27 protein-coding genes, 1 pseudogene and 1 riboswitch are annotated in these 25926 nt (G+C 63.5%); of the genes and pseudogenes, 14 read left to right on the top strand and 14 right to left on the bottom strand.

What is annotated here, in order from left to right:
• Positions 1 to 6 precede the first annotated feature (6 nt).
• The 3 genes from BMY03_RS04015 to BMY03_RS04005 all read right to left on the bottom strand — a co-directional run bounded on the left by BMY03_RS04015 (position 7) and on the right by BMY03_RS04005 (position 2926).
• Positions 7 to 876, bottom strand: a complete 870-nt coding sequence (locus tag BMY03_RS04015) for a MerR family transcriptional regulator (RefSeq protein WP_094010294.1) — start codon at positions 874 to 876, stop codon at positions 7 to 9.
• Complete coding sequence (locus BMY03_RS04010) at positions 866 to 1834, bottom strand: YbgA family protein (protein ID WP_094010293.1); 969 nt, start codon at positions 1832 to 1834, stop codon at positions 866 to 868. The genes BMY03_RS04015 and BMY03_RS04010 overlap by 11 nt, the downstream gene beginning before the upstream one ends.
• A 105-nt stretch (positions 1835 to 1939) precedes the next feature.
• Entirely contained in the window at positions 1940 to 2926 is a 987-nt protein-coding gene (locus tag BMY03_RS04005; RefSeq protein ID WP_023630156.1) for an NAD(P)/FAD-dependent oxidoreductase, read from the bottom strand.
• Positions 2927 to 3111: 185 nt separating this feature from the next.
• On the opposite strand from BMY03_RS04005, the gene BMY03_RS04000 reads away from it, so the two are divergent.
• Together BMY03_RS04000 and hemH are read left to right on the top strand one after the other, a co-directional pair.
• Positions 3112 to 4017, top strand: a complete 906-nt coding sequence (locus BMY03_RS04000) for a TIGR01777 family oxidoreductase (protein WP_094010292.1) — start codon at positions 3112 to 3114, stop codon at positions 4015 to 4017.
• A 13-nt stretch (positions 4018 to 4030) separates the two neighbouring features.
• Positions 4031 to 5044, top strand: a complete 1014-nt coding sequence (gene hemH, locus BMY03_RS03995; RefSeq protein WP_023630158.1) for a ferrochelatase — start codon at positions 4031 to 4033, stop codon at positions 5042 to 5044.
• Positions 5045 to 5155: 111 nt separating this feature from the next.
• On the opposite strand, the gene BMY03_RS03990 is transcribed toward hemH, so the two are convergent.
• Complete coding sequence (locus tag BMY03_RS03990) at positions 5156 to 6430, bottom strand: uracil-xanthine permease family protein (protein ID WP_038707351.1); 1275 nt, start codon at positions 6428 to 6430, stop codon at positions 5156 to 5158.
• Between the two features lie 2 nt (positions 6431 to 6432).
• Positions 6433 to 7071, bottom strand: a complete 639-nt coding sequence (gene upp, locus BMY03_RS03985; protein WP_023630748.1) for a uracil phosphoribosyltransferase — start codon at positions 7069 to 7071, stop codon at positions 6433 to 6435.
• Between the two features lie 165 nt (positions 7072 to 7236).
• Here upp and BMY03_RS03980 point away from each other — a divergent pair, with 165 nt between their 5' ends.
• The 4 genes from BMY03_RS03980 to BMY03_RS03965 all read left to right on the top strand — a co-directional run bounded on the left by BMY03_RS03980 (position 7237) and on the right by BMY03_RS03965 (position 9201).
• The gene (locus BMY03_RS03980; protein ID WP_023630749.1) at positions 7237 to 7794 is read left to right on the top strand and encodes a hypoxanthine-guanine phosphoribosyltransferase; all 558 of its coding nucleotides are present in this window, start codon (positions 7237 to 7239) and stop codon (positions 7792 to 7794) included.
• A 2-nt stretch (positions 7795 to 7796) separates the two neighbouring features.
• Positions 7797 to 8270 carry a WbuC family cupin fold metalloprotein gene (locus BMY03_RS03975; protein ID WP_023630750.1) on the top strand — a complete coding sequence of 158 codons (474 nt, stop codon included), beginning with the start codon at positions 7797 to 7799 and terminating at the stop codon, positions 8268 to 8270.
• Positions 8271 to 8369: 99 nt separating this feature from the next.
• The gene (locus BMY03_RS03970; RefSeq protein WP_023630751.1) at positions 8370 to 8840 is read left to right on the top strand and encodes a hypothetical protein; all 471 of its coding nucleotides are present in this window, start codon (positions 8370 to 8372) and stop codon (positions 8838 to 8840) included.
• Positions 8841 to 8910: 70 nt separating this feature from the next.
• On the top strand, positions 8911 to 9201 hold the full coding sequence (locus BMY03_RS03965) for a PA4642 family protein (protein WP_023630752.1): 291 nt from the start codon (positions 8911 to 8913) through the stop codon (positions 9199 to 9201).
• A gap of 76 nt (positions 9202 to 9277) precedes the next feature.
• Here BMY03_RS03965 and mqo read toward each other — a convergent pair whose 3' ends face one another.
• Positions 9278 to 10783, bottom strand: a complete 1506-nt coding sequence (mqo, locus tag BMY03_RS03960; RefSeq protein ID WP_023630753.1) for a malate dehydrogenase (quinone) — start codon at positions 10781 to 10783, stop codon at positions 9278 to 9280.
• 604 nt (positions 10784 to 11387) lie between these two features.
• Positions 11388 to 11621, bottom strand: coding sequence for a hypothetical protein (locus tag BMY03_RS03955; protein ID WP_094010291.1), 234 nt, complete (start codon positions 11619 to 11621; stop codon positions 11388 to 11390).
• 143 nt (positions 11622 to 11764) lie between these two features.
• Between BMY03_RS03955 and BMY03_RS03950 the strand changes: the two genes are divergently transcribed.
• Positions 11765 to 12349: a YajG family lipoprotein gene (locus BMY03_RS03950; RefSeq protein ID WP_023630961.1), complete on the top strand. Its 585-nt coding sequence runs from the start codon at positions 11765 to 11767 to the stop codon at positions 12347 to 12349.
• 238 nt (positions 12350 to 12587) lie between these two features.
• Here BMY03_RS03950 and BMY03_RS03945 read toward each other — a convergent pair whose 3' ends face one another.
• The gene (locus tag BMY03_RS03945) at positions 12588 to 12794 is read right to left on the bottom strand and encodes a hypothetical protein (RefSeq protein ID WP_031315277.1); all 207 of its coding nucleotides are present in this window, start codon (positions 12792 to 12794) and stop codon (positions 12588 to 12590) included.
• Positions 12795 to 12952: 158 nt separating this feature from the next.
• On the opposite strand from BMY03_RS03945, the gene BMY03_RS03940 reads away from it, so the two are divergent.
• The gene (locus BMY03_RS03940) at positions 12953 to 13213 is read left to right on the top strand and encodes a hypothetical protein (protein WP_023630962.1); all 261 of its coding nucleotides are present in this window, start codon (positions 12953 to 12955) and stop codon (positions 13211 to 13213) included.
• A 111-nt stretch (positions 13214 to 13324) separates the two neighbouring features.
• On the opposite strand, the gene BMY03_RS03935 is transcribed toward BMY03_RS03940, so the two are convergent.
• Entirely contained in the window at positions 13325 to 14491 is a 1167-nt protein-coding gene (locus tag BMY03_RS03935; RefSeq protein ID WP_023630963.1) for a 1-acyl-sn-glycerol-3-phosphate acyltransferase, read from the bottom strand.
• A gap of 125 nt (positions 14492 to 14616) precedes the next feature.
• Here BMY03_RS03935 and BMY03_RS03930 point away from each other — a divergent pair, with 125 nt between their 5' ends.
• The 3 genes from BMY03_RS03930 to BMY03_RS03920 are packed head-to-tail and all read left to right on the top strand — an operon-like array spanning position 14617 to position 15695.
• Positions 14617 to 14799 carry a CPXCG motif-containing cysteine-rich protein gene (locus BMY03_RS03930; protein WP_010225771.1) on the top strand — a complete coding sequence of 61 codons (183 nt, stop codon included), beginning with the start codon at positions 14617 to 14619 and terminating at the stop codon, positions 14797 to 14799.
• On the top strand, positions 14799 to 15059 hold the full coding sequence (locus BMY03_RS03925) for a putative signal transducing protein (RefSeq protein ID WP_023630964.1): 261 nt from the start codon (positions 14799 to 14801) through the stop codon (positions 15057 to 15059). The genes BMY03_RS03930 and BMY03_RS03925 overlap by 1 nt, the downstream gene beginning before the upstream one ends.
• A 15-nt stretch (positions 15060 to 15074) precedes the next feature.
• Positions 15075 to 15695, top strand: coding sequence for an SOS response-associated peptidase (locus tag BMY03_RS03920; RefSeq protein WP_094010290.1), 621 nt, complete (start codon positions 15075 to 15077; stop codon positions 15693 to 15695).
• An 85-nt stretch (positions 15696 to 15780) separates the two neighbouring features.
• On the opposite strand, the gene BMY03_RS26895 is transcribed toward BMY03_RS03920, so the two are convergent.
• On the bottom strand, positions 15781 to 16524 hold the full coding sequence (locus BMY03_RS26895) for a methyl-accepting chemotaxis protein (protein ID WP_371041509.1): 744 nt from the start codon (positions 16522 to 16524) through the stop codon (positions 15781 to 15783).
• 111 nt (positions 16525 to 16635) lie between these two features.
• Positions 16636 to 16839 (bottom strand): annotated as a pseudogene (locus BMY03_RS26890) (HAMP domain-containing protein); the annotation flags it as partial.
• A gap of 1235 nt (positions 16840 to 18074) precedes the next feature.
• Between BMY03_RS26890 and BMY03_RS03910 the strand changes: the two are divergent.
• On the top strand, positions 18075 to 18890 hold the full coding sequence (locus BMY03_RS03910) for a M48 family metallopeptidase (protein WP_023631454.1): 816 nt from the start codon (positions 18075 to 18077) through the stop codon (positions 18888 to 18890).
• A 96-nt stretch (positions 18891 to 18986) separates the two neighbouring features.
• Here the strand turns inward: BMY03_RS03910 and BMY03_RS03905 are convergent, their stop codons facing one another.
• The 3 genes from BMY03_RS03905 to BMY03_RS03895 form a co-directional block, all read right to left on the bottom strand.
• On the bottom strand, positions 18987 to 19571 hold the full coding sequence (locus BMY03_RS03905) for a TMEM165/GDT1 family protein (protein ID WP_177182881.1): 585 nt from the start codon (positions 19569 to 19571) through the stop codon (positions 18987 to 18989).
• A 90-nt stretch (positions 19572 to 19661) separates the two neighbouring features.
• A riboswitch (yybP-ykoY riboswitch) is annotated at positions 19662 to 19783 on the bottom strand.
• Between the two features lie 38 nt (positions 19784 to 19821).
• Positions 19822 to 20820: a methyltransferase gene (locus tag BMY03_RS03900; RefSeq protein WP_094010289.1), complete on the bottom strand. Its 999-nt coding sequence runs from the start codon at positions 20818 to 20820 to the stop codon at positions 19822 to 19824.
• Positions 20821 to 20864: 44 nt separating this feature from the next.
• Positions 20865 to 21830 (bottom strand): 2-hydroxyacid dehydrogenase, encoded by a 966-nt coding sequence (locus BMY03_RS03895; protein ID WP_094010288.1) that lies wholly within the window; start codon positions 21828 to 21830, stop codon positions 20865 to 20867.
• 190 nt (positions 21831 to 22020) lie between these two features.
• Here BMY03_RS03895 and BMY03_RS03890 point away from each other — a divergent pair, with 190 nt between their 5' ends.
• On the top strand, positions 22021 to 23703 hold the full coding sequence (locus tag BMY03_RS03890) for a fatty acid--CoA ligase (protein WP_094010287.1): 1683 nt from the start codon (positions 22021 to 22023) through the stop codon (positions 23701 to 23703).
• 330 nt (positions 23704 to 24033) lie between these two features.
• A complete protein-coding gene (locus tag BMY03_RS03885; RefSeq protein WP_023630622.1) occupies positions 24034 to 25923 on the top strand; it encodes a DUF1302 domain-containing protein in 1890 nt (629 codons plus the stop codon).
• The last annotated feature ends 3 nt before the right edge of the window (positions 25924 to 25926 follow it).

The following is a 25926-nucleotide window of genomic DNA, read 5'->3' as shown; positions in this document are numbered from 1 at the left end:
GATTGGTCAGGGTTGCTGGAAGCGGCGCAAGGCGGCTTGCGGGCTGTCGAACAGATACAGGTCGGTCAGCGGCAGGGCACGAAGCTCAGCTTCATGAAGAGTGACCGTGCTACCGCCCAGGAGTTTCTTCACGTTGGTTTCCCGAAGTGCTCGCCCCAATGCGGTCAGGTCTGGACGCCGCCCGAGATGCAGCAGCAGCGTATGCGGTCGCAGTCGATCCACGGCCAGGCGCAGCTGGCGAGGCTCGACGGACCACTCGAGAATCTCCAGGTGATGGCCATTGCTGCTCAGCAGCCAGGCGCAGAGCCAGAACTCCGTGTCAAAGGGGGTATCGTCGGTGCGGGCGAGCAGTATGCAGGGGCCGGTTAGTGATTGGCCATCGTGATAAACACGGGCGCCCAGCTTGCTGCGCAGCCAGGTATGGAAAAAGACCTGCTCGAGACGGGCGTCGAAATGGGTTTGCCAGCGCGATGTGAGTGCCTCTAGTAGCGGCAAGAGCAGGCGTTCACAGACGGTCACGGCAGGGTAGAGGGCCATCATCTGGTTCAGTAGTTGGTCCAAGGGGCGCTGGGCCAGGCGTGTAGTTGCCGTGATCATTTGCTCGATACGTTCACCCCATTCGCCCTGGAGGGTTGGCGGAGTGTTCGTTGAGCCGTCCAGCAGCTCGCGCACCTGGCTGATTGCGGCGCCGCGCTCCAACCAGCACAACGCGGCCTGGACCCTTTGCACCTGGTCTTGGGAATAGAGGCGATGGCCCTTGGGAGTGCGCTGGGGCTTGATAAGGCCGTAGCGACGCTCCCACGCGCGCAAGGTGACCGGATTGACGCCGGTGAGTCGCGCTACCTCGCCGATGGGCAGCAGTTCGTCAGATGGCATTGCGTAATCCAAGGTTTTCCGGATGGGGTTGCAGGTACGCCTGCTGCATGAGGTAGGGATCGGGATGGTTGCGCAAGTGGTGCTTGAGCAGGGTCAACGGCACGACCAGTGGCACCACGCCTTTCTGGTATTGGCCGATGAGCTGTTGCAGTTCAGCCTTGTCGGCTCGATCCAGGTCATTGCGCAGATAGCCGCTCAGGTGCTGCAGCACGTTACCGTGGGTGCCGCGGCTGGCGCAGCGACGCAGCGCCTGCATCAGCTGGCTGAAGTATTGGCTACCGATGTGCGCGGGATCATCGTCACGGTTCAAGCTGCCAAGCAGGCGGCCGAGGCTGCGATAGGCCTGTGGGTTGTGGGCCATGAGCAGGTACTTGTAGCGCGCATGAAAGCGGGTCAGCGCGTCTCGGCTCAGGCCCTGACGCAGTTGTGATTGCCAGTCGGCGTAAGTGTAGACCCGGGCAATGAAGTTCTCCCGCAGTACCGGATCGTGCAAACGCCCCTCTTCCTCGACCGGCAGATCCGGGCGCCGGGCACAGAACGCCGCAGCGTACACCCCCCGTCCAGCCCGCTGCGCAGGACGGCCTTCATCCTGATAGACCTTCACTCGTTCAAGCCCGCAAGACGGCGATTTCTGCATGAAAATGTAGCCGCAGATGTCGTCGATCTGCTCGGCCATTTGCTCGCCGTATTCGCGTAGCGGGCCGGTGAAGTCGGTGGTGCTGTTGAGCGTGCCGGTGACCACCGGATGTTCGGGATCACCGACCAGACGAATCGGCTCGCGCGGGGTTCCCAGGCCGATGGCGACTTCAGGGCACAACGGTACCCAGTCGAAATGTTCATCGAGCAGGTCCAGACACAAGCTGGAGGCTTTATGGCCAGCGTTGTAGCGCACATTCAGGCCAGTCAGGCAGGCACTGATGGCCAAGCGTGGCTTGCGGCTGGAAAGGGGAGCGTTCATCGCGGTCTCCGAAATACTTGTACAGGCTGAAAAATTTGTACAAGTTAATTTCAGCACAGATGAAAACTTATACAAGCGAAATTTTTGTATAAGTTTTCAGCGCGACTATTCGAGGTGCTCCAGCAGTCGCCTGGCGGCTTCCTGGCCGCTGAGCCAGGCACCTTCGACGCGCCCGGACAGGCACCAGTCGCCACAGGCATACAAACCCAGGTCGGCATCGGCCAGCGTGCCCCACTCGTGGTTGACCGCGGGGCGGGCGTACAGCCAGCGGTGGGCGAGGGCAAAGGTAGGCGCGGGCACCGAGCAGCTGAGCATTTCGGCGAATGCACCCCACAGTTGTTCAATCACCTCTTCCTTGGCCAGGTCGATGTGCTGTTTGCTCCAGTCGGACGTGGCGTGCAGTACCCAGGTATCGAGGTGTGCGTCCCGGCCTGGCTTGCTACGGTTACGAGCCAGCCAGTCGAGCGGGTTGGCCTGTACGAAGCAGCCCTGCATCGGCGTGTCGAGTGGTGTCTCGAAGCCCAGGGCGATGGCCCAGGTGGGTTCCATCTGCACGCCTGCGGCGACCGCCGCGAGTTTCGGTGCGGCGGCCAGCAGCGGTGTGGCCTGGGGGGCCGGCACAGCGATCACCACTCGGCTGAACGGTCCATGGCTGCAGCCTTCGGTGTCCTGCAAATGCCAGTACTGCTTACCGCGGAACACTTCGGCGATGCGGCAGCCGAAGTTGACCGTGACATCCTTGAGCAAGCCGCGGGTGATGGCGCTCATGCGCGGCACGCCGACCCAGCGGACCTGTTCGTCCGGGGAGGGCGTCAGTTCGCCATCTCGGTAGTTGTACAGTTGCGGTTTCCACTGCGCGGCCCAGCCCGAAGCGACCCAGTGCTGGACCTGCTCGACGAAGCGCCGGTCACGGGCAGTGAAGTATTGTGCACCAAGGTCGAGGGCCCCGGCATCGCTGCGCTTGCTGGCCATGCGGCCGCCGCTGCCATGGCCCTTGTCGAACAAGTGGACGGTCTGCCCGGCCTTCTGCAGGGCCTGGGCTGCGGACAGGCCGGCGATACCGGCTCCGATGATGGCGATAGGTACTGTCATGATGGCCTCTTCGAACCTAGCTTCACGCAGCGTACGCTGCCAGGCAAACCTGTACAATGCACAATGTTTGTATAAGGTTATTCCGCTCGATAGGCAGGTGGCCTATGTTTATCCGAGAGCGATCAGTCAAAAAAGTGCCTTGATCTTAAAAATAGACCACGGCCGCCAAGTGTGAGGACACAGCCATGCATATATTGCTGACCGGCGGTACCGGCCTTATCGGCCAACACCTGTGCCAACTGTGGCGGGGCCAGGGGCATCGGCTGACTGTCTGGAGCCGCAGGCCTGAACAGGTGGCGAAAATCTGTGGCACTGGAGTGCGTGGTGTTGCGCGGCTGGACGATATCGCCAAGGACGACCCAGTGGATGCAGTCATCAACCTGGCCGGCGCGCCGATCGCCGATCGCCCCTGGACTGCGGCGCGCCGGACCCTGCTCTGGGCCAGTCGGGTGACCCTTACCGAACAGTTGCTGGCCTGGCTGGATAGCCGTGAGCAGCGGCCGTCGGTGCTGATTTCCGGCTCTGCGGTGGGTTGGTACGGCGACGGCGGTGAGCGCGAACTCACGGAGACCTCGGCCCCGGTGAAGGAGGACTTCGCCAGCCAGCTGTGCATCGCCTGGGAGGAGACCGCCCTGCGTGCACAGGCATTGGGGATCCGCGTGGTGCTGGTGCGAACTGGCCTGGTGCTGGCGGCCGATGGCGGCTTTTTGTCGCGCCTGCGACTGCCCTACAAACTGGGCCTGGGCGGGCCTCTGGGCGATGGCCGGCAGTGGATGCCCTGGGTGCATATCGATGATCAAATCGCCCTGATTGATTTTCTCATGCAGCACAAGGAGGCCAGCGGTCCCTATAATGCCTGCGCGCCGGAGCCGGTGCGCAATCGCGAGTTCGCCAAGCGCCTGGGGCGCACCTTGCATCGTCCGGCGTTCATGCCGACGCCGGCGCTGCTGCTCAAGGCCGTGCTCGGCGAGCTGTCGACGCTACTGCTCGGTGGCCAGCGTGCCCGCCCTGTACGCCTGTTGGCGGCGGGCTTCACGTTCCGTTTCAACGATCTGCAATCGGCCCTGGACAACCTGTCCAGCCGCCTCTGACATAGGACGCTGCATGACTGATCATGCCCTGCTGCTGGTCAACCTGGGTTCGCCGGCTTCCACCTCGGTAGCCGACGTGCGCCGTTACCTCAACCAGTTTCTGATGGACCCCTATGTGATCGATCTGCCCTGGCCGGTGCGGCGGTTGCTGGTGTCGCTGATCCTGATCAAGCGGCCGGAGCAGTCGGCCCATGCTTACGGCTCGATCTGGTGGGATGAAGGTTCGCCCCTGGTGGTGCTGACCCGCCGCCTGCGCCAGGCGATGCTCGAGCATTGGCCCCATGGCCCGGTGGAGATCGCCATGCGCTATGGCGAGCCAGCACTGCCTGACGTGCTCGAGCGCCTGGCCACGCAAGGTGTGCGCAAGGTGACGTTGGCACCGCTTTATCCACAGTTCGCCGACAGTACCGTGACTACGGTGGTGGAGCTGGCCAAGCAGACCATCGCCGAGCGCCGGCTGCCCTTGCAGACCCGCGTGCTCCAGCCGTTCTACGAGCATCCCGACTATATCGAGGCATTAGCTGCCAGCGCCCGCCCGTACCTGGAGCAGGACTACGATCACCTGTTGCTGAGCTTCCATGGCCTGCCCGAACGGCACCTGAAAAAGCTCGACCCCACCGGCAACCATGACTTCCAGGCGGCCGACTGCTGCAAGGACGCCAGCGCCGAGATGCGCGCGGTGTGCTATCGCGGCCAGTGCCTGGCCACGGCCAGGGCGTTCGCCGAGAAGATGGGCATCCCCGAGGGCAAGTGGTCGGTGTCGTTCCAGTCGCGTCTGGGCCGAGCCAAGTGGATCGAGCCGTATACCGAAACGCGTCTTGACGAGCTAGGCAAGGCGGGGGTGAAGAAGTTGCTGGTGATGTGCCCGGCGTTTGTCGCCGATTGCATCGAGACGCTGGAAGAGATCGGCATGCGCGGCAGTGAGCAGTTCATCGAGGCCGGCGGCAAGGAGCTAGTGTTGGTGCCGTGCCTTAACGATCACCCAGAGTGGGTGAGAGTGCTGGCGGGACTGTGCGAGAAGGCCTGAGCGGGAATCCGTGATGCTGCGTGGGAGCGGGCTTGCCCCGCGAAGGCGATGGCCTGGGCTTAGCCATCGCGGGACAAACCCGCTCTCACATGGGTGCAACTACTTGGTCATTCAAGGCAACTGATCATCCAGTTTCTTGTTCTTCCAGCCATCATTGCCCGGCAGGATCAGGTTCAGGGCAATGGCCACCACGGCGCACAGGGCGATGCCCTTCAGGCCCCAATCGTCCGGGCCGTCACCGCTGCCGATCAGCACGCCGCCGATACCGAACACCAGGGTCACCGACACGATCACCAGGTTGCGGGCCTCGGCCAGGTCGATCTTGTGGCGGATCATGGTGTTCATGCCCACTGCGGCGATCGAACCGAACAACAGGCAGAGAATGCCGCCCATCACCGGCACCGGAATGCTCTGCAGCAATGCGCCGAACTTGCCGATGAAGGCCAGGGTGATGGCGAATACCGCCGCCCAGGTCATGATCTTCGGGTTGTAGTTCTTGGTCAGCATCACCGCGCCGGTCACTTCGGCGTAGGTGGTGTTGGGCGGGCCGCCGAACAGGCCGGCTGCCGTGGTGGCCAGGCCGTCACCAAGCAGCGTGCGGTGCAGGCCGGGCTTTTTCAGGTAGTCGCGGCCGGTCACGCTGCCCACCGCAATCACCCCGCCGATGTGTTCGATCGCCGGGGCCAGGGCTACGGGCACGATGAACAGAATGGCCTGCCAGTTGAAGGCTGGCGCTGTGAAGTTGGGCAGTTCCAGCCATGGGGCCGCGGCGATCTTGGCAGTGTCGACCACGCCGAAGGCGAACGACAGCGCGAAGCCCACCAGCACGCCGGAGATGATCGGTACCAGGCGGAAGATGCCTTTGCCGAACACGGCCACGATCAGCGTGGTCAGCAGTGCCGGCATGGAGATCAGCATGGCGGTCTTGTACGGCATCAGCGCAGCACCGTCACCACCCTTGCCCATCGCCATGTTGGCGGCGATCGGCGCCATGGCCAGGCCTATGGAAATGATCACCGGGCCGATGACCACCGGCGGTAGCATGCGGTCGATGAAGCCGGTGCCCTTGATCTTCACCATCAGGCCCATGAAGGTGTACACGAAGCCTGCCGCCATGACACCGCCCATGGTCTCGGCCAGGCCGAACTGGCCCTTGGCGAGGATGATCGGGGTGATGAAAGCGAAGCTCGAGGCCAGGAACACCGGGACCTGACGGCCTGTGACCAGCTGGAACAGCAGGGTGCCGATGCCGGCGGTGAACAGTGCCACGTTGGGGTCGAGGCCGGTGATCAGCGGCATCAGCACCAGCGCGCCGAATGCCACGAAGAGCATCTGCGCGCCCGAAACGACCTGGCGCCAGAGCGGGTCGTTGAAGCCGTCCTGCATGGTCAGGCGTCCTTCTGCTTGGTGCCGAAGATCTTGTCGCCGGCATCACCCAGGCCCGGCACGATGTAGCCGTGCTCGTTGAGGCGCTGGTCGATCGAGGCGGTGTAGATCTGCACGTCCGGGTGGGCTTTTTCCACCACTTCGATGCCTTCGGGCGCCGCGACCAGGACCATGGCGCGGATTTCCTTGCAGCCGGCTTTTTTCAGCAGGTCGATGGTGGCGACCATCGAGTTGCCGGTGGCCAGCATCGGGTCGATGATCAAGGCCAGGCGCTGGTTGATGTCCGGCGCGAGCTTCTCGAGGTAGGTATGGGCCTCGAGGGTTTCCTCGTTGCGGGCCACGCCCACGGCGCTGACCTTGGCGCCGGGGATCAGGCTGAGCACGCCGTCGAGCATGCCGATGCCGGCGCGCAGGATCGGCACTACGGTGATCTTCTTGCCGGCGATTTTCTCGACTTGCACCTTGCCGCACCAGCCGTCGATCTCGTAGGTTTCGAGCGGCAGGTCCTGTGTGGCTTCATAGGTCAGCAGTGCACCGACTTCCTGGGCGAGTTCGCGAAAATTCTTGGTGCTGATATCGGCACGGCGCATCAGGCCGAGCTTGTGGCGGATCAGCGGATGGCGGATCTCACGAGTAGGCATAGGGGGAGGGCTCCGGGAGGCGGGCAAAAAAACCGCGCTAGATTAATCTATTCAGTCCTTGATGTCGTGCAGTCATTGTGCACGTTAGTCCATAAAGGCTTGATCTGGGACGAGCGGATGCGTACCTTTGCTCGCTTTTCCAAAACGCACCCCCTGGAGAGCGCCATGTCCGCCGATCTCGAGCATATCCGTCAAGTGATGCGCGAGGCTGATTGCCTGTACAACGAAGCCGAGGTCGAGGCCGCCATCGCCGAGGTCGGTAAACAGATCTGCAAGGACCTGCACGACAAGAACCCGGTGGTCTTCTGCGTGATGAACGGTGGCCTGATCTTCTCCGGCAAACTGCTGACCCACCTGCAGTTCCCGCTTGAAGCCTCGTACCTGCACGCCACCCGCTACCGCAACACCACCAGCGGTGGCGAGCTGTTCTGGAAGGCCAAGCCGGAAGTGTCGTTCATCGACCGCGACGTGCTGATCGTCGACGATATCCTCGACGAAGGGCACACCCTCAGCGCCATCATCGAGTTCTGCAAGCACGCCGGCGCCCGCGCCGTGCACACCGCGGTGCTGATCGACAAGGACCACGACCGCAAGGCCAGTCCGGACCTGAAGGCCACCTACACCGGCTTGTCGTGCGTCGATCGCTACGTCTTCGGCTACGGCATGGACTACAAGGGTTACTGGCGCAACGCCAACGGCCTCTTCGCCGTCAAGGGGATGTGAGCATGCGCCAGCCTGCGTTCCTCGATCAGTCGTTGTTCGTCGGGCTGGCACAAAAGGCCGCCGAGAGTCCGCGTGGCCGCCAGCACCACAACTTCCACCAGATGGAAGAGCCCTGCCACCGCATGGCGGTGGGCTTGCAGCCAGCTACCTATATCCCGCCGCACAGGCACCTGAGTGACGACAAGGCCGAGGTCTTGATCGTCCTGAAAGGGCGCTTGGGTTTGCTGATTTTCGATGACCTGGGACAGGTCACCGACAAACGTGTGCTGCAAGCGGGCGGCGAGTGTCTTGGGGTCGACCTGGTGCCTGGCACCTACCATGGCCTGGTGGTGCTCGAGGCCGACAGCGTCATGTTCGAGTGCAAGGCCGGGCCGTACCGGCCGGTGGGCGAGGGGGAGCACGCTCATTGGGCGCCGCGTGAAGGTGAAGCGGCCGTTGCCGAGTATCACGCCTGGATGCGCGCGCAGTTCGATTGAGCTTGCGCCAATCTTGAGCCCGCGCCCTCACCTCAGGACCGGGCTTGCTCCGCGACAGGGCCTGTGCGTAGAGTGCCTGCTCATGCCAAGGAGCCCCACATGCGTGCGATCGTCCCCCTCCTGCTGGCGGTGAGCCTGCCGCTTGCCGCCGCGCCGCTGCACAGCCAGTTCCTCCCGCCCGACGACCTCTCACTGCGCCAGGAAGCACCGGTCAGCCAGCAACTGCTGCAGGTCACCGACTACAGCGTGGTGGTCGGCACCCAGCGCCAGTCCGACCAGCAGCCGATCCCGATCACCTCTTCCTTGCAGGTGCGCCTGAAGGGCAAGCCGCTGAGCAAGGGCTCGACCATTGGCCAGGTCTTGCTCAATTTCGACGGCGAGGGCGGCAAGAGCCTGAAGAAACCGGTGTACGACGACAAGGCCCGCACGCTGACGCTCAACTATCCGTTGGCCGACTATCGGGTGATCATCGACCTGCTGCGTAACGAGACGCTCTACGTACAGTTCCTCACCTATGCCAACGGCCATATCTGGGCCGACCTGCACACCGGTACCGTACGTACGCGTTGAGGCTCGCCGTCGCCGGGGGGTACACTGCCGGCCTTCGAAAATGTCCGTGATGGTCCAGTTGGAGTCGGCGATGCGTAAAGACAAGAAACAAGTGATTGGTGACGAGATCAGCGACGAGTACATCAAGACGTTCCTGCAGTTCGAACCGGCCGATGGCCTGACCTCGCCTTCGCATCACAAGCTGATCAAAGGCTACCGTGGTTTGCGCGTCGACGACTTCGAGCGTTACGTCGGTTTCTTCGTGTCGGCCGGCTACGATCTGGATGGCAAGGACGAACATGGCAAGACCTTCGCCGAGGCCATAGCCGACCAGCGCAATGCGCCGGAGTACATCGAGATCATCGAAAAAGCTCGCGGCTGATCTGGCTGCCCCGCTTTGCGGGCTCGGCCCAGGCAAAAAAAACGCCCCGGGGGGGCGTTTTTTCGTTTCAGCCGGATCAGGCGTAATGCTTGGCCGGGCTGCTTTCCACCAGCTCCAGCGCCACATCGTTTTCAGCGCTGATCTTGTGGTATAGGGCCGCGTCGGTGGCCAGGGTCTTCTCACGGGCGGGGAAGATTTCCTTGAGCTTGGCGGCCCAGGCGCCCTTGGCCTGCTCTGGGAAGCAGCGCTCGATCAGCTCGAGCATGATCGACACGGTCACCGATGCGCCCGGCGATGCGCCCAGCAGGGCAGCCAGGCTGCCGTCTTCGGCCGAGACCAGCTCGGTGCCGAACTGCAGGATGCCGCCTTTCTTCGGATCCTTCTTGATGATTTGCACGCGCTGGCCGGCCACTTCCAGGCGCCAGTCCTCGGCTTTCGCCTCCGGGTAGAAGCGGCGCAGCGATTCCAGGCGCTGCTCCATCGACTGCATCACTTCGCTGACCAGGTACTTGGTCAGGTCCATGTTGTCACGGGCTACGGCCAGCATCGGGCCGATGTTGCCCATGCGCACCGACAGCGGCAGGTCCATGAAGGAGCCGTGCTTGAGGAACTTGGTGGTGAAGCCGGCGTATGGCCCGAACAGCAGTGATTTCTTGCCGTCGACCACGCGGGTGTCCAGGTGTGGTACCGACATCGGCGGGGCGCCGACCGCGGCCTGGCTATAGACCTTGGCCTGGTGCTGCTTGACGATCTCCGGGTTGTCGCAACGCAGCCACTGGCCGCTGACCGGGAAGCCGCCGAAGCCCTTGCTTTCCGGGATGCCGGACACCTGCAGCAGGGGCAGGGCGGCGCCACCGGCACCGAGGAAGACGAAGCGGGCGTCCACTTCACGGCTGCCGCCGCTGTTGACGTCCTTGATGCTCACGGTCCAGCCGCTGCCGTTGCGGCGCAGGCCGACGACCTTCTTGCTGTACTTGACCTGGGCATCGGGCGAGTCGCCAAGCAGCTTGAGGAGCTTGTTGGTGAGGGCACCGAAGTTGACGTCGGTGCCTTTCATCACGCGGGTGGCAGCGATGTGCTGGTCGGCCGGGCGGCCTGGCATCATCAGCGGCATCCAGTCCTTCATCACCGCCTTGTCTTCGGTGTATTCCATCTCGGCGAAGGCGTGGTGCTGCTTGAGCAGCTCGAAACGCTTCTTGAGGAACGAGACGCCCTTGTCACCTTCGACGTAGCTCAGGTGCGGCACCGGGTTGATGAAGGCGCGCGGCGAGCCGAAGTTGCCTTTGCGGCTCAGGTAGGCCCAGAACTGGCGCGAAACCTCGAACTGGGTGTTGATGTGCACGGCCTTCTTGATGTCGATGCTGCCATCGGCGGCCTGCGGGGTGTAATTGAGCTCGCACAGGCCGGCATGGCCGGTACCGGCGTTGTTCCAGGGGTTGGAACTCTCCGCGGCTCCGGAGTCCATCGCCTCGACGACCTCTAGCTTCAGGGTCGGGTCGAGCTCCTTGAGCAGTACGGCCAGGGTGGCACTCATGATGCCCGCGCCTACCAGTACCACATCAACCGATTCGTTCTGCGCCATTAACGCGTCTCCACAATCTACAGCACCTAATTGACAGCATAGGATCCCTGGGTTGGCCAGGATCGCCATGTCCGACTCTTCGCAGTTCTTGCAACTTCCGCGGACACCGCCAATCAGTCTTGGGTGTTCGGCTATTGAACGCCCATTGCCACGGGTGCGGCAATTCGACTTATGGTCAAGTGGTCCGTCGTGCGTTATGGACCGGCCTCAGGCGTTCATCAGGGATGAGCGCTCTTGCCGTCTGTTCAGGGCTGTTCGGTACACATCTGCCGCTCTTGCACATGCCAGACTGTTCATTTGCTCGCCACACTCTCGTGAAGTTGTGAAAAACCGTTTTTTCACGCTCTTTTGGAGTCGTGAACCTCAAAAGTGGACTGCGCGATGGCAACCCGCAGGTTCATGCGCAGCGGACGGCCGAAAACAGCAGGCACGACAGCCAATGCAAGACCTGAGTGGAAGGCTCTCTGTGGGCGAAGCGTCGAGGGTGCCGGGTTGAAGCGGCGAATGCGGGGCCCGATCAGGAGACGTCCTTATAATCGGGGGGAGATTATAACGATGTCGCGGGCGGAAAGGGCGTACTTGTTGGTTTTTATTGCAGCGTTTGTCAGGCTGCGAGGGTGCGTTGCTGCCAAAGGCGCATTGCACCCTGGCAAACCCGGGCGCTGGCCGGCAGCGGGCGGCCCAGCCAGGCCAGTCGCGCTTCGCTGACCTGCACCCAGGTGCCGTTGCCCGGCGGTGTGGCGCAGTGCTTGAAGGCCAGGCAGGTGCCATCGCTGTCGAGGCGGGCGTAGGTGGCGTGGCGCGGGCGGTGGAAGAGCAGGGTCCAGAGCGAGGCCATGACGTGGTGTCCTGTGAGGGAGGGCTGACGCAAGGATAAACGCAGGGGCATGAAACGATTGTGACAAGCGGGCCGGGCGATGGCTGGCGTGTGGCGCGCTAGGTATACTGTGGGCCTTTGCCGCTTTTTCTGGAGAAATGCGCATGTTGCAACGTCTGTTGGTCGGTTTGTTCGCGGTGGCCAGCCTGAGCCTGGCCGGTTGTGCCCACAGCCCGCAGCAACTCAGCCCGCAACCCAAGCTCACCCAGCAATTGGCCCCGGTCGGCCACGGCCAGCCGGTGGTGGTCAGGGTCGTCGATGGGCGCGCCTCGCAGTCGCTCGGCACCCGTGGTGGCATGTACCCCGAGACCAGCACCATCACCGTCAATGGCAATGACGTGGTGCCCAAGCTGCAGGCCCAGGCCGAAGCGGCGGTGCGCCTGCTGGGCTTCACCCCGACGCCGAATGCCGGCAATGCCCCGCAGTTGACCGTGACCCTGGCCGAGCTCAAGTACCAGTCGCCCAAGGACAAGATGTACGTGACCGAGGCGACCATCGGTGCCACCTTCCGCGCTGATGTGTCGAACGCCAACCGTCGCTACAGCGGCCGTTATGGTGCGTCGCTGGACCAGCGGTTCGGCATGGCGCCGAACCAGGAAACCAACACCAAGCTGGTGAGCGACGTGCTCAGCGATGCCCTGACCCGCCTGTTCAAGGACCCGACCGTCGGTCAGGTACTGGGCGAGTAAGCACGCCGATACCGCGTCAAAAAGCCCGCTGCCTGGGATCAGGCAGCGGGCTTTTTCATGGCTGTCTCTAGTGTTGTGTTTCACAAATAACGACCATAACTCGCGGTGCTTTTTGCGCTCATGCGGCGTTGTCGCTCCTCGCCGTAGCTGGGCTACGACTCGTCGCGACGCCTTGCCTGAGCGCAAAAATCACTCGCGAGTTATTGGTCGTATTTGCAAAACACCACACTAGGGCCAGTCAGGCGGCCTGGACGTGAAAGTCCAGAAGGCTGATGCCCGTGTGCGGGTCGATCTCCGGCAGGTCGTCATGGGCATGCCCGCCCAGGGCGCAATACACCAGCCACTGACGGTCCTGGACGTTGATCGCGAAGCTGTCGATCAGCGCCTGTTGTTCGTCGCTCTGGGCCACGAGGTAGAGGCGGTCCTGGTTTTCGGCGTGCAGCATGACAAGCTCCGGTCAGTTGAAGGCCGACAGGGTGGCCTGTCTTGATGACGAGCGTGTGACAGGTGAAATTAGATGACAGCTGGTCGCAAAGTGGCGGTGGTCGATGTGGGCTTGGGTAGAATGCCGGGCTTTGCCACATGTGATACCGAGGTCGCGTAATGTCGTTGCAAGTGCTCTGGGGCTTCCTGGCCGCCCATCCGGCCAAGCTGATCAATCTGCTGGCTTTGCTGATCACTTGCCCGGGCGGCTTGCTGCTGCACGGCGCCCGGCGCCGCGAGGCGCTTGCGAGGGAAAGCCTGGCGATGGATGAAGGGGTGGTGGACGTGCTCGAGCAGCGGGTGCCGCGCTATTACTACATCCTCGGCTTCTGCTGCCTGGCGATGGCGTTGCTGCTGTCCTGGTTCAGTACCTGGATCTGAATCGCTGATGTCGACCCTGTAGGAGCGGCTTCAGCCGCGATCCAGGCAACGCGGTGCCTGGCACCCGCTTTGCGGGTGATCGCGGCTAAAGCCGCTCCTACAGGTGTGTTGTCAGGCTGAAGTGGGCTGACGCTTCACCTGATACTGATTGCGCACCGGCGTCGCGTACTGCTGCACCAGGTACGGCTGCTGCTCGACCGGGCAGGCATCCAGCCGGCGCTGCCATTCTTCCTTGGCCTTGGCCAGTTCATCGGCGGGGAACAGTTTTTCCGCGCTCGGCACTTCGAGTGCCGCATCTTTCTCCGCCCACATCGCATAGGCCAGGTAATGCACCGGGAACAGCCGGTAGCCGCCAAGGATCTGCCGGTCGATGGCCTGCGCCAGCTGCTTGGTGTCCTCGTGGTACTCGGTCACCGGAGGGGCGAAGTTGATGTGAACCCGCCCTTTGTAGCCGGTGATGCCCTGGGCGATGCTGTTGTCGTCCTCGCCGGGTGCCTTCTTGTAGGTGCCGGTGGTGGCGCGGATGTACAGCTCGCGGGCCTTGGCCTGGTCGCAGGGGTCGTACTCGTAGCTGATCGACACGGGGATCAGGTTCAGGCTCTGGATCACCGCGCCGAACGGTTCGTCCTTGCGGCTCATGTGGAACATTTTCAGGATCGCCGAATCGGTGCGGTCGTCACCGTCCTTAGCGCGGCCTTCGGCCTGGGCGATCCAGATCGACGCGCCATCGTTGCGGATCGAATGGTTGATGTAGGCCGAGAGCAGTTGATAGGCGGCCAGTTTCTCGCGGCGGCCGCTGATCGAACGGTGCACGATGAAACTCTTGTTCAGGCGCATCATGTCGCTGACGAACGGCTTTTGCAGCAGGTTATCGCCGATGGCGATGCGCGGTGTCGGCAGGCCGGCGTGGTACACCGCATAGTTGACGAAGGCCGGGTCCATCACGATGTCACGGTGGTTGGCCAGGAACAGGTAGGCGGTACCGGACTTGAGCTGTTCGACGCCGCTGTAGGTGACGCCGTCGGTGGCGCGGTCGATGGTGCGGTCGACGTAGTACTCGACCTTGTCCTGCAGCGTGGATACGCAGGTCACGCCGGCAAATTCCTTGCGCAGGCGCCGGGCGATCAGTGGTTTGAGCAGCCAGCCGAAGGCACCCGCCGCGCGCGGAAAGCGGAAGTGGGTGAGGATATCGAGGAATGCCGGGTCGCTGAGCAGGCGTGCCAGCACAGCAGGGACCTCAGCGTCGTCGTACGGTCGGATGGCATCGAATTCGCCCATCATGCTCTCTTGTTGGAAACGGCTAGGGTAATTAGGTAGGGGCGGGCTCCGAAAAACGGCTCGGACGCACACAGGCCCTGTAAACAGACCGGCAATTATACGCACAAGTCACTCCGGAGGCCGCGATGCTGGAAACTGCGATCTACGATTGCCCTTACTGTGGCGAGGAAGTCGAAACCACGGTGGACTTGTCCGGCGGCGACCAGGAATACATCGAGGACTGCCAGGTGTGCTGCAAGCCCATTCGCTTCGTGCTGCAGGTCCATGGTGAGGAGTGGATGCTCGATGTCTACGGTGAGAACGACTGATGCGGCGAATCTATGAACCGGAAAGCCTGCTGGAGGCCCAGGTACTGGTGGGCATGCTGGCCAGCGAAGGCATCGAGGTGCACCTGGTCGGGCGCGACCTGATGGGCGCCGTGGGCGAGTTGCCGATGCACGGCTTGCTCGGTCTGGCGGTGCCCGACGAGCAGGCCGGGTACGCACGGCAGCTGATCGATGAGTACAATGCCGCCCAGCCGCTTGCCGGTGACGAACCGGAGAGTTATCCCGGAACCCTGATCTGCTAGGTTTTGATTTCGCCCATGTGTGGACGCTACGCCCTGTTTCGCTGGTCCCAGAGCTTCGCCGGCCTGCCGGGCTTCCCCCCGGGCCAGAAGGCCCAATGGAATATTGCGCCCGGCGCCTCGGTACTGATTCAGCGCCAGGTCGACGGCCAGCTGCAGCTGGCCAGCGCTCGTTGGGGGCTGACCCCGGCCTGGCTCACCGACCTTTCCCGCACACCGGCACAGGCCCGTGCCGAAACCCTGGCCGAGCAGCCGATGTTCCGCGAACCCCTGCGCCAGCGCCGTTGCCTGATGCCCGCCAACGGCTTCTACGAATGGCGCGGCACGGCGCGCAAGCGCCCGTACTGGGTAACGCCGGGGGAGGGCGCGTCGTTGTTCTTCGCCGCGGTGTGGGAGATCTACCCGGTGCAGGAACAAGAGTGGCTGAGTTGTGCGGTGGTCACGCAAGCGGCGATGAACCAGCGTCGGCCGCTGATTATGGACGAGGCCGAGCAGGCGCTGTGGCTGGACCCCGGCACGCCGATGGCAAAACTGCACGAGCTGCTGGCCAAGCCGCCGACGGCACTGCGTGAGCGGGCGCTGGCACATTTCGTCAACGATCCGAAGCTCGATGGGCCGGAGTGCCTGACCCCCGCCTGACGGCGTAAGCTGTGAGTTGCAAGCGGCAAGTCAAAGCGGTTCGTGCTCGGCTTTGACTTGTCGCTATACACTTGCGGCTTAAAGCTCAGACCCTGAATTGATTGATCAGGCGGCGCTGCTGCTCCGCCAGCTTGGTCAGCTCGGCGCTGGCCTGGCTCGACTCGTCGGCACCGCCCGCCACTTCGCCGGCCACCTGGCCGATGTTGATCACGTTGCGGTTGATGTCCTCGGCCACGGCACTCTGTTCCTCGGCGGCACTGGCGATCTGGGTGTTCATGTCGTTGATCACCGACACCGCCTGGGTGATGCTTTCCAGCGCCTCGGCAGCGCGGCTGGCCTGCAGCACGCTGTCGTCGGTCTTGCCCTGGCTGTCTTCCATCACCTTGACCACTTCGCGGGTGCCCTGCTGCAGTTGCTGGATCATCTGCTGGATTTCTTCGGTGGCCTGCTGGGTCTTCTGCGCCAGGTTGCGCACCTCGTCGGCGACCACGGCGAAGCCACGGCCCTGCTCGCCGGCGCGGGCGGCCTCGATGGCGGCGTTGAGCGCCAGCAGGTTGGTCTGCTCGGCAATGGCGCGGATGGCCACGAGGATCGCATTGATGTTTTCGCTGTCGCGGGCCAGGTCCTGGACCACGGTGACTGCGCGGCCGATCTCGCTGGCCAGGGCGCTGATGGCGCTGGAAGTGTCGCGCACGATTTCCAGGCCCTGGTTGGCGGCGCGGTCGGCCGCGCTGGCGGCCTGGGCGGCTTGCGTGGCGTTGCGCGCGACATCCTGGGCGGTAGCGGTCATTTCATGCACGGCGGTGGCCACCTGGTCGATCTCGGCCATCTGCTTGTGCACGCCCTGGTTGGTTCGGATGGCGATGTCGGCGGTGTGCTCGGACGAATCGCTGACCTTCTGCACCGAACCCACTACCTGGCTGATCATGGCCTGCAACTTGGCCAGGAAGGTATTGAAGCCCTTGGCGATGGCACCCAGCTCGTCGGCGCGGTCGCTGTGCAGGCGACGGGTCAGGTCGCCTTCGCCCTGGGCGATGTCGTCGAGCATCGCCACCATCTGCTTGAGCGGGCGGGCGATGCCCAGGGCCAGCAACCAGATCACCAGCAGGCCAAGGGCGGCGATGCCGAGGCCAACGAGGGTCATGCCCGTGATATCGGTACGACGCTGTTCGGCCAGATCCTTCTGCAGCTGGTTGACCTCAGCCATCACGGCGCTCAGCGGCAGTTCCAGCAGCAGTGTCCAGCGGGCATCGGTGTTGGCGACCTTGAACGGCAGGTACAGCTCGATGCGATCCTTGCCGGCGTCCACTTCGTAGTGCAGGGTTTCGCCGCTCAGGCTGTTGAGGGTGCTGGCTTCGTCGCTGTCCAGCACATCGCTGGCCTTCTCGCCGAATTTCGCCGGATCACGGGTATAGGCCACCAGGCGGCCGTTGCTGGAAACCAGCGCCAGCTCGCCGGCGCCGTCGTACAGCTGGCGATCGGCGGCATTGAGCAGGTCCTGGATGAAGTTCACCGACAGGTCGGCACCGGCCATGCCCTGGAACTGGCCATCGACCATGATCGGTTCGACGAACGACGCCAGCATGACCATCTTGTCGCCCACTTTATAAGGCGCGGGGTCGATCACGCAGGCCTTCTTCGACTCCTTGGGGCACAGGTAGTACTCGCTGGCGCGCACGCCGGTGGCGAGGACTGTGCGGTCGTCGACATCGGCCAGCTTGTCCTGGCCAAGGCTGCCATCGCCATTGCGGAACCACCAGGGCAGGAAGCGGCCGTTGGCGCTGTCGATACCCACCAGGCTGCTGCCGACGTAGCGGGCATCGGCATGGTCGAGGGCGTTTGGCTCCCAGCCAAGGTAAGCGCCGAGCACGCTTGGATTGACCTCCACGGTGCGCTTGAGCTGGTTGATCAGGTGCTCGCGGTCGACCCTCATCAGCGCTTGGCCGTCGCTTCCCTGCATGCCGAGCATGGCGTTGCCAGTGGCCAGGCCGCGGGCGATCGACAACGGAGCTTCGAGGCCGCGCTGGATCTCGCTGACCTGGGTGCGCGCCAGGGCGGTGAGGCGCTGCTCGATGACGTTTTCGAACTGTTGCTGGGTGCGCTGTTGCACCAGGGCCTGGGTGCGTTGCCCGGAGTAGACGGCGTACAGCACCAGGGCCGCGACAATACTCAGCACGATGGCACCGGCCAGGGCGGCTACGGAAAACTGGATCGACTTGAACTTCATGGCAAAGCTCCGCGCGCAAGGAGGTCGTTACCGAGTGTTATCGGCGGGCTAATACCAAAGCATGAGGACCTTGTCAGAAATCTTACCTGCGGCTCTGGCAGGGGCGGGCGTCTGGGCCTAGGATACGCGGCACGTAAAAAGGGAGTGTTTTCATGCGTAAGTCATTCGTTGTCAGCATGCTGACGGTCGGCGTCCTGCTCGGCGGCTGCCAGGCGGTCAATACCACCAGTGGTGGTGCCGTGGGCGTCCAGCGCCAGCAATACATGTTCAGCATGCTTTCGACCGATGAGGTCAACAAGATGTACGCCCAGTCCTACCAGCAGACCCTCGGCGAGGCGTCGAGCAAGGGCGTGCTGGACAAGAGCAGCAATGATGCCAAGCGCGTGCAGGCCATCGCCAAGCGCCTGATCGCACAGGCGCCACAGTTCCGGCCGGATGCCGCGCAGTGGAACTGGGAAGTCAACGTGATCAAGAGTGACGAGCTCAACGCCAATTGCGGCCCGGGCGGCAAGATCATCGTCTACACCGGGCTGATCGATCAGCTGCAGCTGACCGACGCCGAGATCGCCGCAGTGGTGGGCCATGAAATCGCCCACGCCCTGCGCGAGCACAGCCGTGAAGCGATGTCCAAGGCCTACGGCGTGGAAATGGCACGCCAGGGTGCCGGCGCGATCTTCGGTCTGGGGCAGGACAGCATGGCCATGGCCGACACCGTGGTGAACTACGCCATGACCTTGCCCAACAGCCGGGCCAACGAGAACGAAGCCGACCTGATCGGTCTCGAACTGTCGGCCCGTGCCGGCTATGACCCGAACGCCGCGATCACCCTGTGGAACAAGATGAGCAAGGCGTCCGAAGGCGCGCCGCCAGAGTTCATGAGCACCCACCCGGCTTCGAGCAGCCGTATCGCCTCGTTGCAGGCGGCGATTCCGAAGGTGATGCCGCTGTATCAGGCGGCCAAGAAGTAATCCTTCGGGGATATGCAAGGCGTGGGAGCGGGCTTGCCCCGCGATGAAGGTGTAAAACCCAGCATCTTCAGAGCGAAAGCAAGCCCGCATCTACGGTCAGCCTATCCAGCCACTGGTCTTCATCGCCGAATACACCGCGACGATGGCCAGCACCACGAACGCGGTCGCCGCCAGGCGACGGATCAGCGTCAGCGGCAGTTTCTCCGCCGCGAAGTTGCCTGCCAGCACCACCGGCACGTTGGCGATCAGCATGCCCAGGGTGGTGCCGATGATCACCATGATCAGGTGCGGATACTGGGCGGCCAGCATCACCGTCGCCACTTGGGTCTTGTCGCCGATTTCGGCGAGGAAGAACGCGATCAGCGTGGTCACGAATGGCCCGAACCGTCGTGCGCTGCTGGTTTCTTCATCGTCCATCTTGTCCGGCACCAGGGTCCACAACGCGGTGGCGGTGAAGCTCGCGGCGAGGATCCAGTGCAATACCGACTCGGTGAAGAAGCTGCTGACCCAAGCGCCGACCGCGCCAGCGGCGGCATGGTTGGCCAGCGTCGCGGCGACAATCCCGGCAATGATCGGCCAGGGCTTGCGGAAACGGGCCGCGAGGATGAGCGCGAGCAATTGCGTCTTGTCGCCGATTTCGGCAAGCGCGACGATCGCGGTGGGGACGAGCAATGATTCCAGCATCAGGATTCCTACGGGGGCGGGTCGACACGGCTATGACACGTACGACCTCCCCGCCCCGGGTAAGGTGTGCGTGTCATAGGTCTTGTCAAACCCTGGACCTGTCTGCGCAGATCGTGGGTCGCACGCGCCATGGCCTGTGGGCCAAGTGTGTTGACGCGTACCGGGCGAGCTGGGTGCTCGCGGGAGACTACTCCCCTAGGACGGAGCGGATTCTGCCTAGGCGAATCGCTTTCGGCAAGCCCTGTTTTTATCCATGTGTTGCGCGGTAGATGCGAAAACCTTGTGCTTCGGCACGGATCTCACAGTTGCCCAGGGCACCTTCGATGAGCGGTTGGTAACGAAGGAAACTGTTGGCTACCAAACGGATTTCACCGCCTTTTCGCAGATGTTCCCTGGATTTTTTCAGCAGGTTTTCCGAGGCGTGATAGTCGGTATGTACACCGGTATGGAACGGCGGATTGCTCAGGATTACGTCCAGGTCGGTGGGGGCCGCATCGATCCCGTCACCGCTGATCACCTCGCCTTCCAGACCATTGGCGGCCAGAGTCAGGCGACTGGCCGCGACCGCAAAGGCGTCGACATCGAGCAAGGTGACCTGGCTCTGCGGATAGCGACGCTTGATCGTGGCCCCGAGCACCCCGGCACCACAGCCGAAGTCCAGGACATGACCGCTCGGCAGGCCGTCGAGGTGTTCCAGGAGCAGGGCCGTGCCTTTGTCCAGGCGCCCGTGGCTGAACACGCCGGGCAGGCTGATCACCTGCAGCGGGCCATCTTCGAGGGGCAGTTCAAAGCGTTCGGCCAGGCTTTCCAGAGGCTTGGCCTCGGGCGCGTTGTCCACGGTCACCTGCCATAGCTGGCAGTGGCGGGCGCTGTCGAGCTTGCGTGGCCGGCCGAAGGCCTGCAATTGCTTGGCCGCGCTCTCGACGCCACCGCGTTTCTCCCCCACCAGGTACAGCGTGCGACCGGTAAGGCGCGAGGCCAGGGCGTTGAGCAGGTAGGCCGCCAGCTCGCGTGACTTGGGCAGGAACAGCACGGCGGCGTCGAAGGCTACCTCGGGCACTTCGACACCGTAGTGGCTGCGCCCGGCGAAGCGGCTCTCGAGCACGGCCTGGTCGCCGGCATGCCAGGTCCAGCCGTGGGCCCCAGGCAACTGGCCGAGCAGGCCATCGGCCTGGGCGCCGGCGACCAGCAGCGGGCCTTGGAACAGCTCTGCCTGGCGGAGCAACACTTCACTGCGCGGGTCCATGGACGACGCCTCCTGAAAAAGTGGCGCAGTGTACCAGAGGCGGGTCAGCCGACCACGCGCCGCGGCTGCCCGGCGAAGTAGGCCTGGGCGTTCTCGGCCAGCTGGCCGACGATGCGCTGGCGCGACTCCACCGCGCCCCAGGCACTGTGCGGGGTGATGATCAGGCGGGGGATGTCCGCCGCCAGCAGCGGGTTGCCGTTGACCGGCGGTTCGACGCTCAGCACATCGGTAGCTGCGCCACCCAGGTGGCCGCCGCGCAGGGCGTCGGCCAGGGCCTGTTCGTCGATCAACCCGCCGCGGGCGGTGTTGACCACCAGCGCGCCGGGCTTGAGCAGAGCCAGCTCGCGGGCACCTATCATGTGCCGGGTCTGCTCGTTGAGCGGGCAGTGCAGGGTCAGGGCATCGACCTGTGGCAGCAATTCGTGCAGTGGCAGGCGATCGGCCCGGGGTGGCCGGCCGGGGATCTGCCCGCTCAGCACGCGCATGCCGAAGGCCTCGGCCAGTCGCGCCACCGCGCCGCCCAGTTCGCCATGGCCGAGCAGGCCGAGGGTCTTGCCCTCCAGCTCGACGATTGGGAAATCCAGCAGGCAGAACTGGCTGGCCTTGGCCCATTGCCCGGCCTTCACCGCCTGGTCGTAGTCGCACAGGCGCGTGGCCAGGGCCAGCAGCAGGGCCAGGGTGTGCTGGGCCACCGACGGCGTGCCGTAGCCCTGGCAGTTGCTCACGGTGACGCCCTGAGCACGGGCGGCGGCCAGGTCGACATTGTTGGTGCCGGTGGCGGCCACCAGGATCAGCTTGAGTTGCGGGTTGGCGGCCAGCGTGGCGGCATCGAGCATCACTTTGTTGCTGATGACGGCCACGGCACCTTGCAGGCGTTCGGCGACCTGGTCCGGGTGAGTCGTGGCATGCAGTTGCAACGTGTCGAACTGGGCATGCAAGGGTGAAAGGTCGAGGTCACCCAGGTCCAGTGACTGGTGATCGAGAAACACGGCGCGACGTGGGCTGGACATCAGGGGCTCCGGTGGCAGGGCAGGATGGGCTCGGCGCAGTGTCCGGCCCGGCGCCGCCGCTCGTCAACGGTCGCGCCTGCGCTCATACCCGCACGGCACAAATCATTCCTTCGGCTGATTTGACCGCTGCGTCACCGAACTACAGTTGTTGCCTGAACTGTCCTGCCCGCTTTGAAGAAAAGGGATACCCATGTTGCAGACGCGCATCATCCAGCCCGCCGAGGGCGCCTACCAGTACCCACTGCTGATCAAGCGCCTGCTGATGTCCGGCGGCCGTTACGAAAAGACCCGCGAGATCGTCTACCGCGACCAGATCCGCCTAACCTACCCGCAACTGAGCGAGCGCATCGCCCGCCTGGCCAACGTGCTGACCGAGGCAGGGGTGAAGGCCGGCGATACCGTGGCAGTGATGGACTGGGACAGCCACCGCTACCTGGAATGCATGTTCGCCATCCCGATGATCGGCGCCGTGGTGCACACCATCAACGTGCGCCTGTCGCCGGAGCAGATCCTCTACACCATGAACCACGCCGAAGACCGCTTCGTGCTGGTCAACAGTGATTTCATCGGCCTCTACCAGGCCATCGCCGGGCAACTGACCACGGTGCAAGGTACCGTGTTGCTGACCGATGGGCCGGACAAGTCTGCCGACCTGCCGGGCCTGCAAGGCGAGTACGAGCAGCTTCTGGCCGCGGCGAGCCCGCATTATGACTTCCCCGATTTCGATGAAAACTCGGTGGCCACCACCTTCTACACCACCGGCACCACGGGCAACCCCAAGGGCGTCTACTTCACCCATCGCCAGCTGGTGCTGCATACCTTGGCCGAAACCTCGGTCCTCGGCAGTCTGGACAGCGTGAGGCTGCTGAGCAGCAACGATGTCTACATGCCGATCACGCCGATGTTCCATGTGCACGCCTGGGGCATCCCCTACGCGGCGACCATGATGGGGATCAAGCAGGTCTATCCGGGGCGCTATGAGCCGGACATGCTGATCAGGCTGTGGCGTGAAGAGAAGGTGACTTTCTCCCACTGCGTGCCGACCATCCTGCAGATGCTGCTCAACTGCCCGTCGGCAGCTGGCCAGGATTTCGGTGGCTGGAAGATCATCATCGGCGGCAGCGCGCTCAACCGCGCCCTGTACCAGGCCGCACTGGCCCGTGGTATCCAGCTCACCGCCGCCTACGGCATGTCTGAAACCTGCCCGCTGATCAGCGCCGCGCACCTGAACGACGAGTTGCAGGCCGGAAGCGAGGATGAACGTACCAGCTACCGGATCAAGGCCGGCGTGCCGGTGCCCTTGGTCGAAGCCGCCATCGTCGATGGCAATGGCAACTTCCTGCCCGCCGATGGCGAAACCCAAGGCGAGCTGGTGCTGCGTGCGCCCTGGCTGACCATGGGCTACTTCCGCGAGCCGGAGAAGGGCGAGGAACTCTGGCAGGGTGGCTGGCTGCACACTGGCGATGTTGCCACGCTCGATGGCATGGGCTTCATCGATATTCGCGACCGCATCAAGGATGTGATCAAGACCGGTGGCGAATGGATCTCGTCGCTCGACCTGGAAGACCTGGTCAGCCGCCACCCGGCGGTGCGCGAGGTCGCGGTGGTCGGGGTGCCCGATCCGCAGTGGGGCGAGCGCCCGTTCGCGTTGCTGGTGGTGCGCGAGGGGCAGAGTATCGATGCACGTGCGCTCAAGGACCACCTCAAGCCTTTCGTCGAGCAGGGCCACATCAACAAGTGGGCGATTCCCAGCCAGATCGCCCTTGTTACTGAAATTCCCAAGACCAGCGTCGGCAAGCTCGACAAGAAGCGCATCCGCGTGGACATCAGCCAGTGGCAGGCCAGTAACAGCGCATTCCTTTCCACCCTGTAACCCAGGCGGGGGTCGCGCTTTGTCGGCGCGACCCCGCAGGCTAGACAGTATGCCGCCTTGTCAAACAGCAGAATTGAGCCATGCTTGAGCACTGCCAGCGCGCAGGCCGGCCGATCGGGGTGGGCCGCAAGCAGGACGCGCAAATCACACTTTAGAGGGATCAAGCACCTGTGACCGCTGGCTATAGTCGGGTCAGGGGATTTTCAGGAATGGGGGAGGGCGCCGCACGGCAACGCGCGGCGTCACGGGCAGGAGCCTGCTTCACCAGGCGCTCGAGCCGTTTCTGAAAGGACTCACTGCCATAACAAAAAAGTACATGGAGTAGCGTCGATGACATCTGCAAACCCGTTCTGGCGCCGGGCGAAACTGCCCCTGGCCGTCAGCCTCGCTTCCACGCTCGCAAGTCCTGCTTTCGCGGTCAGCTTCAACATCGGTGAAATCGAAGGCCAGTTCGACTCGTCGCTCTCCGTTGGCGCCAGCTGGTCGACGGCCAACCCGAACAAGAACCTCATCGGGGTCAACAACGGCGGCAAAGGCTTGTCGCAAACCTCCGACGACGGCCACCTGAACTTCAAGAAAGGCGAGACGTTCTCGAAGATCTTCAAGGGCATCCACGACCTCGAGCTCAAGTACGGCGATACGGGCGTGTTCGTCCGCGGCAAGTATTGGTACGACTTCGAGCTCAAGGACGAAGGCCGCGAGTTCAAGGACATCAGCGACTCCAACCGCAAGGAGGGCGCCAAGTCCTCCGGTGCCGAACTGCTCGACGCCTTCGTCTATCACAACTACTCCATCGCCGACCTGCCGGGCTCGGTGCGCCTGGGCAAGCAGGTGGTGAGCTGGGGGGAGAGCACCTTCATCGGTGGCGGCATCAACTCGATCAACCCGATCGATGTGTCCGCATTCCGCCGTCCGGGTTCCGAGATCAAGGAAGGCTTGATCCCGGTCAACATGTTCTACATCTCCCAGAGCCTCACCGACAACCTGTCGGCCGAAGCGTTCTACCAGATCGAATGGGACCAGACGGTCGTCGACAACTGCGGCACGTTCTTCTCGCAGCCCGACATCATTGCCGACGGCTGCACCGACAACCTGCGCGTGTTGAACAGCAGCCGTACTCTCAATGCCTTGCCGGCGGTAGCTCGGGGCGTACTCGCGGCCAATAATGTCAACTACAACGAGGAAGGCGTGCTGGTACGCCGCGGTGCTGACCGGGATGCCCGTGACAGTGGTCAGTGGGGCCTGGCGTTCCGCTACATGTACGAGCCGCTGGACACCGAGTTCGGCGCCTACTTCATGAACTACCACAGCCGGGCACCGATCTTCAGCGCCACCGGCGCCTCGCCTGCTGCCTTCGCCCGCGCCCGTGCGCTGGCGACCGGCCCATTGGCGGGGCTTGCGCCCCTGGTCGTGGCCGGCAACTCGCAGTACTTCGTCGAATACCCCGAGGACATTCGTCTCTACGGCCTCAGCTTCTCCACCACCCTGCCCACCGGTACCGCCTGGAGCGGCGAGATCAGCTACCGTCCTAACGCGCCTGTGCAATTGAACAGTACGGACATCCTGTTTGCCGGTGTCAAACCGCTGGGCGGTCCGTTGTTCGGCAATGCTTCGGTACTCAACGGCCAGCCGGGGGAAGACCTTCACGGTTACAAACGCAAGGAGATCACCCAGTTCCAGACCACTTTCACTCACTTCTTCGATCAGGTCATGGGTGCCAGCCGCATGACACTTGTCGGTGAAGTCGGCGTCACCCATGTGGGTGGTCTGGAGAGCCGTGACAAGGCCCGCTATGGCCGCGACCCGGTCTATGGTCCAGGTGATCTGCCAGGCAATGCCTGCCGCCTGCTCAATACCAGCACCATCGGTGGTTCAGGCCTGGGCAGCTCTACCGCCAACCTGACCCGCAATTGCGAGGGAGATGGTTTCACCACCAGCACCTCCTGGGGTTACCGCGCACGCGCCATCTGGGACTACAACGACGTCTTCGCTGGGGTCAACCTCAAGCCCAGCGTGGCCTGGTCCCATGACGTCTCGGGTTACTCGCCTGGCCCTGGCGGCAACTTCGAGGAAGGGCGCAAGGCCGTCAGCCTGGGCCTGGACGCCGAGTACCAGAACACCTACACGGCGAGCCTGTCGTACACCAACTTCTTCGATGGCAAGTACACCACCGTGGATGACCGCGACTTCGTCGCGCTCAGCTTCGGCGTGAACTTCTAAGAA

This window comes from Pseudomonas soli (assembly GCF_900110655.1).
Classification (GTDB): domain Bacteria; phylum Pseudomonadota; class Gammaproteobacteria; order Pseudomonadales; family Pseudomonadaceae; genus Aquipseudomonas; species Aquipseudomonas soli.
This window is presented reverse-complemented; position numbering and strand designations above follow the sequence as displayed.

Bases quoted from the DNA above. Each gene is read 5' to 3' on its own strand.
- BMY03_RS03955 (WP_094010291.1), bottom strand. From the start codon at position 11,621: ATGGCCTCGCTCTGGACCCTGCTCTTCCACCGCCCGCGCCACGCCACC.
- BMY03_RS03950 (WP_023630961.1), top strand. From the start codon at position 11,765: ATGTTGCAACGTCTGTTGGTCGGTTTGTTCGCGGTGGCCAGCCTGAGC.
- BMY03_RS03945 (WP_031315277.1), bottom strand. From the start codon at position 12,794: ATGCTGCACGCCGAAAACCAGGACCGCCTCTACCTCGTGGCCCAGAGC.
- BMY03_RS03925 (WP_023630964.1), top strand. From the start codon at position 14,799: ATGCGGCGAATCTATGAACCGGAAAGCCTGCTGGAGGCCCAGGTACTG.
- BMY03_RS03930 (WP_010225771.1), top strand. From the start codon at position 14,617: ATGCTGGAAACTGCGATCTACGATTGCCCTTACTGTGGCGAGGAAGTC.
- BMY03_RS03900 (WP_094010289.1), bottom strand. From the start codon at position 20,820: ATGGACCCGCGCAGTGAAGTGTTGCTCCGCCAGGCAGAGCTGTTCCAA.
- BMY03_RS03910 (WP_023631454.1), top strand. From the start codon at position 18,075: ATGCGTAAGTCATTCGTTGTCAGCATGCTGACGGTCGGCGTCCTGCTC.
- upp (WP_023630748.1), bottom strand. From the start codon at position 7,071: ATGCCTACTCGTGAGATCCGCCATCCGCTGATCCGCCACAAGCTCGGC.
- BMY03_RS03895 (WP_094010288.1), bottom strand. From the start codon at position 21,830: ATGTCCAGCCCACGTCGCGCCGTGTTTCTCGATCACCAGTCACTGGAC.
- BMY03_RS03970 (WP_023630751.1), top strand. From the start codon at position 8,370: ATGCGTGCGATCGTCCCCCTCCTGCTGGCGGTGAGCCTGCCGCTTGCC.
- BMY03_RS03975 (WP_023630750.1), top strand. From the start codon at position 7,797: ATGCGCCAGCCTGCGTTCCTCGATCAGTCGTTGTTCGTCGGGCTGGCA.
- BMY03_RS03885 (WP_023630622.1), top strand. From the start codon at position 24,034: ATGACATCTGCAAACCCGTTCTGGCGCCGGGCGAAACTGCCCCTGGCC.
- BMY03_RS03990 (WP_038707351.1), bottom strand. From the start codon at position 6,430: ATGCAGGACGGCTTCAACGACCCGCTCTGGCGCCAGGTCGTTTCGGGC.
- BMY03_RS04010 (WP_094010293.1), bottom strand. From the start codon at position 1,834: ATGAACGCTCCCCTTTCCAGCCGCAAGCCACGCTTGGCCATCAGTGCC.
- BMY03_RS04005 (WP_023630156.1), bottom strand. From the start codon at position 2,926: ATGACAGTACCTATCGCCATCATCGGAGCCGGTATCGCCGGCCTGTCC.
- BMY03_RS03940 (WP_023630962.1), top strand. From the start codon at position 12,953: ATGTCGTTGCAAGTGCTCTGGGGCTTCCTGGCCGCCCATCCGGCCAAG.
- BMY03_RS04015 (WP_094010294.1), bottom strand. From the start codon at position 876: ATGCCATCTGACGAACTGCTGCCCATCGGCGAGGTAGCGCGACTCACC.
- BMY03_RS26895 (WP_371041509.1), bottom strand. From the start codon at position 16,524: ATGGCCGAGATCGACCAGGTGGCCACCGCCGTGCATGAAATGACCGCT.
- mqo (WP_023630753.1), bottom strand. From the start codon at position 10,783: ATGGCGCAGAACGAATCGGTTGATGTGGTACTGGTAGGCGCGGGCATC.
- BMY03_RS03965 (WP_023630752.1), top strand. From the start codon at position 8,911: ATGCGTAAAGACAAGAAACAAGTGATTGGTGACGAGATCAGCGACGAG.
- BMY03_RS03980 (WP_023630749.1), top strand. From the start codon at position 7,237: ATGTCCGCCGATCTCGAGCATATCCGTCAAGTGATGCGCGAGGCTGAT.
- BMY03_RS03920 (WP_094010290.1), top strand. From the start codon at position 15,075: ATGTGTGGACGCTACGCCCTGTTTCGCTGGTCCCAGAGCTTCGCCGGC.
- hemH (WP_023630158.1), top strand. From the start codon at position 4,031: ATGACTGATCATGCCCTGCTGCTGGTCAACCTGGGTTCGCCGGCTTCC.
- BMY03_RS03890 (WP_094010287.1), top strand. From the start codon at position 22,021: ATGTTGCAGACGCGCATCATCCAGCCCGCCGAGGGCGCCTACCAGTAC.
- BMY03_RS04000 (WP_094010292.1), top strand. From the start codon at position 3,112: ATGCATATATTGCTGACCGGCGGTACCGGCCTTATCGGCCAACACCTG.
- BMY03_RS03935 (WP_023630963.1), bottom strand. From the start codon at position 14,491: ATGGGCGAATTCGATGCCATCCGACCGTACGACGACGCTGAGGTCCCT.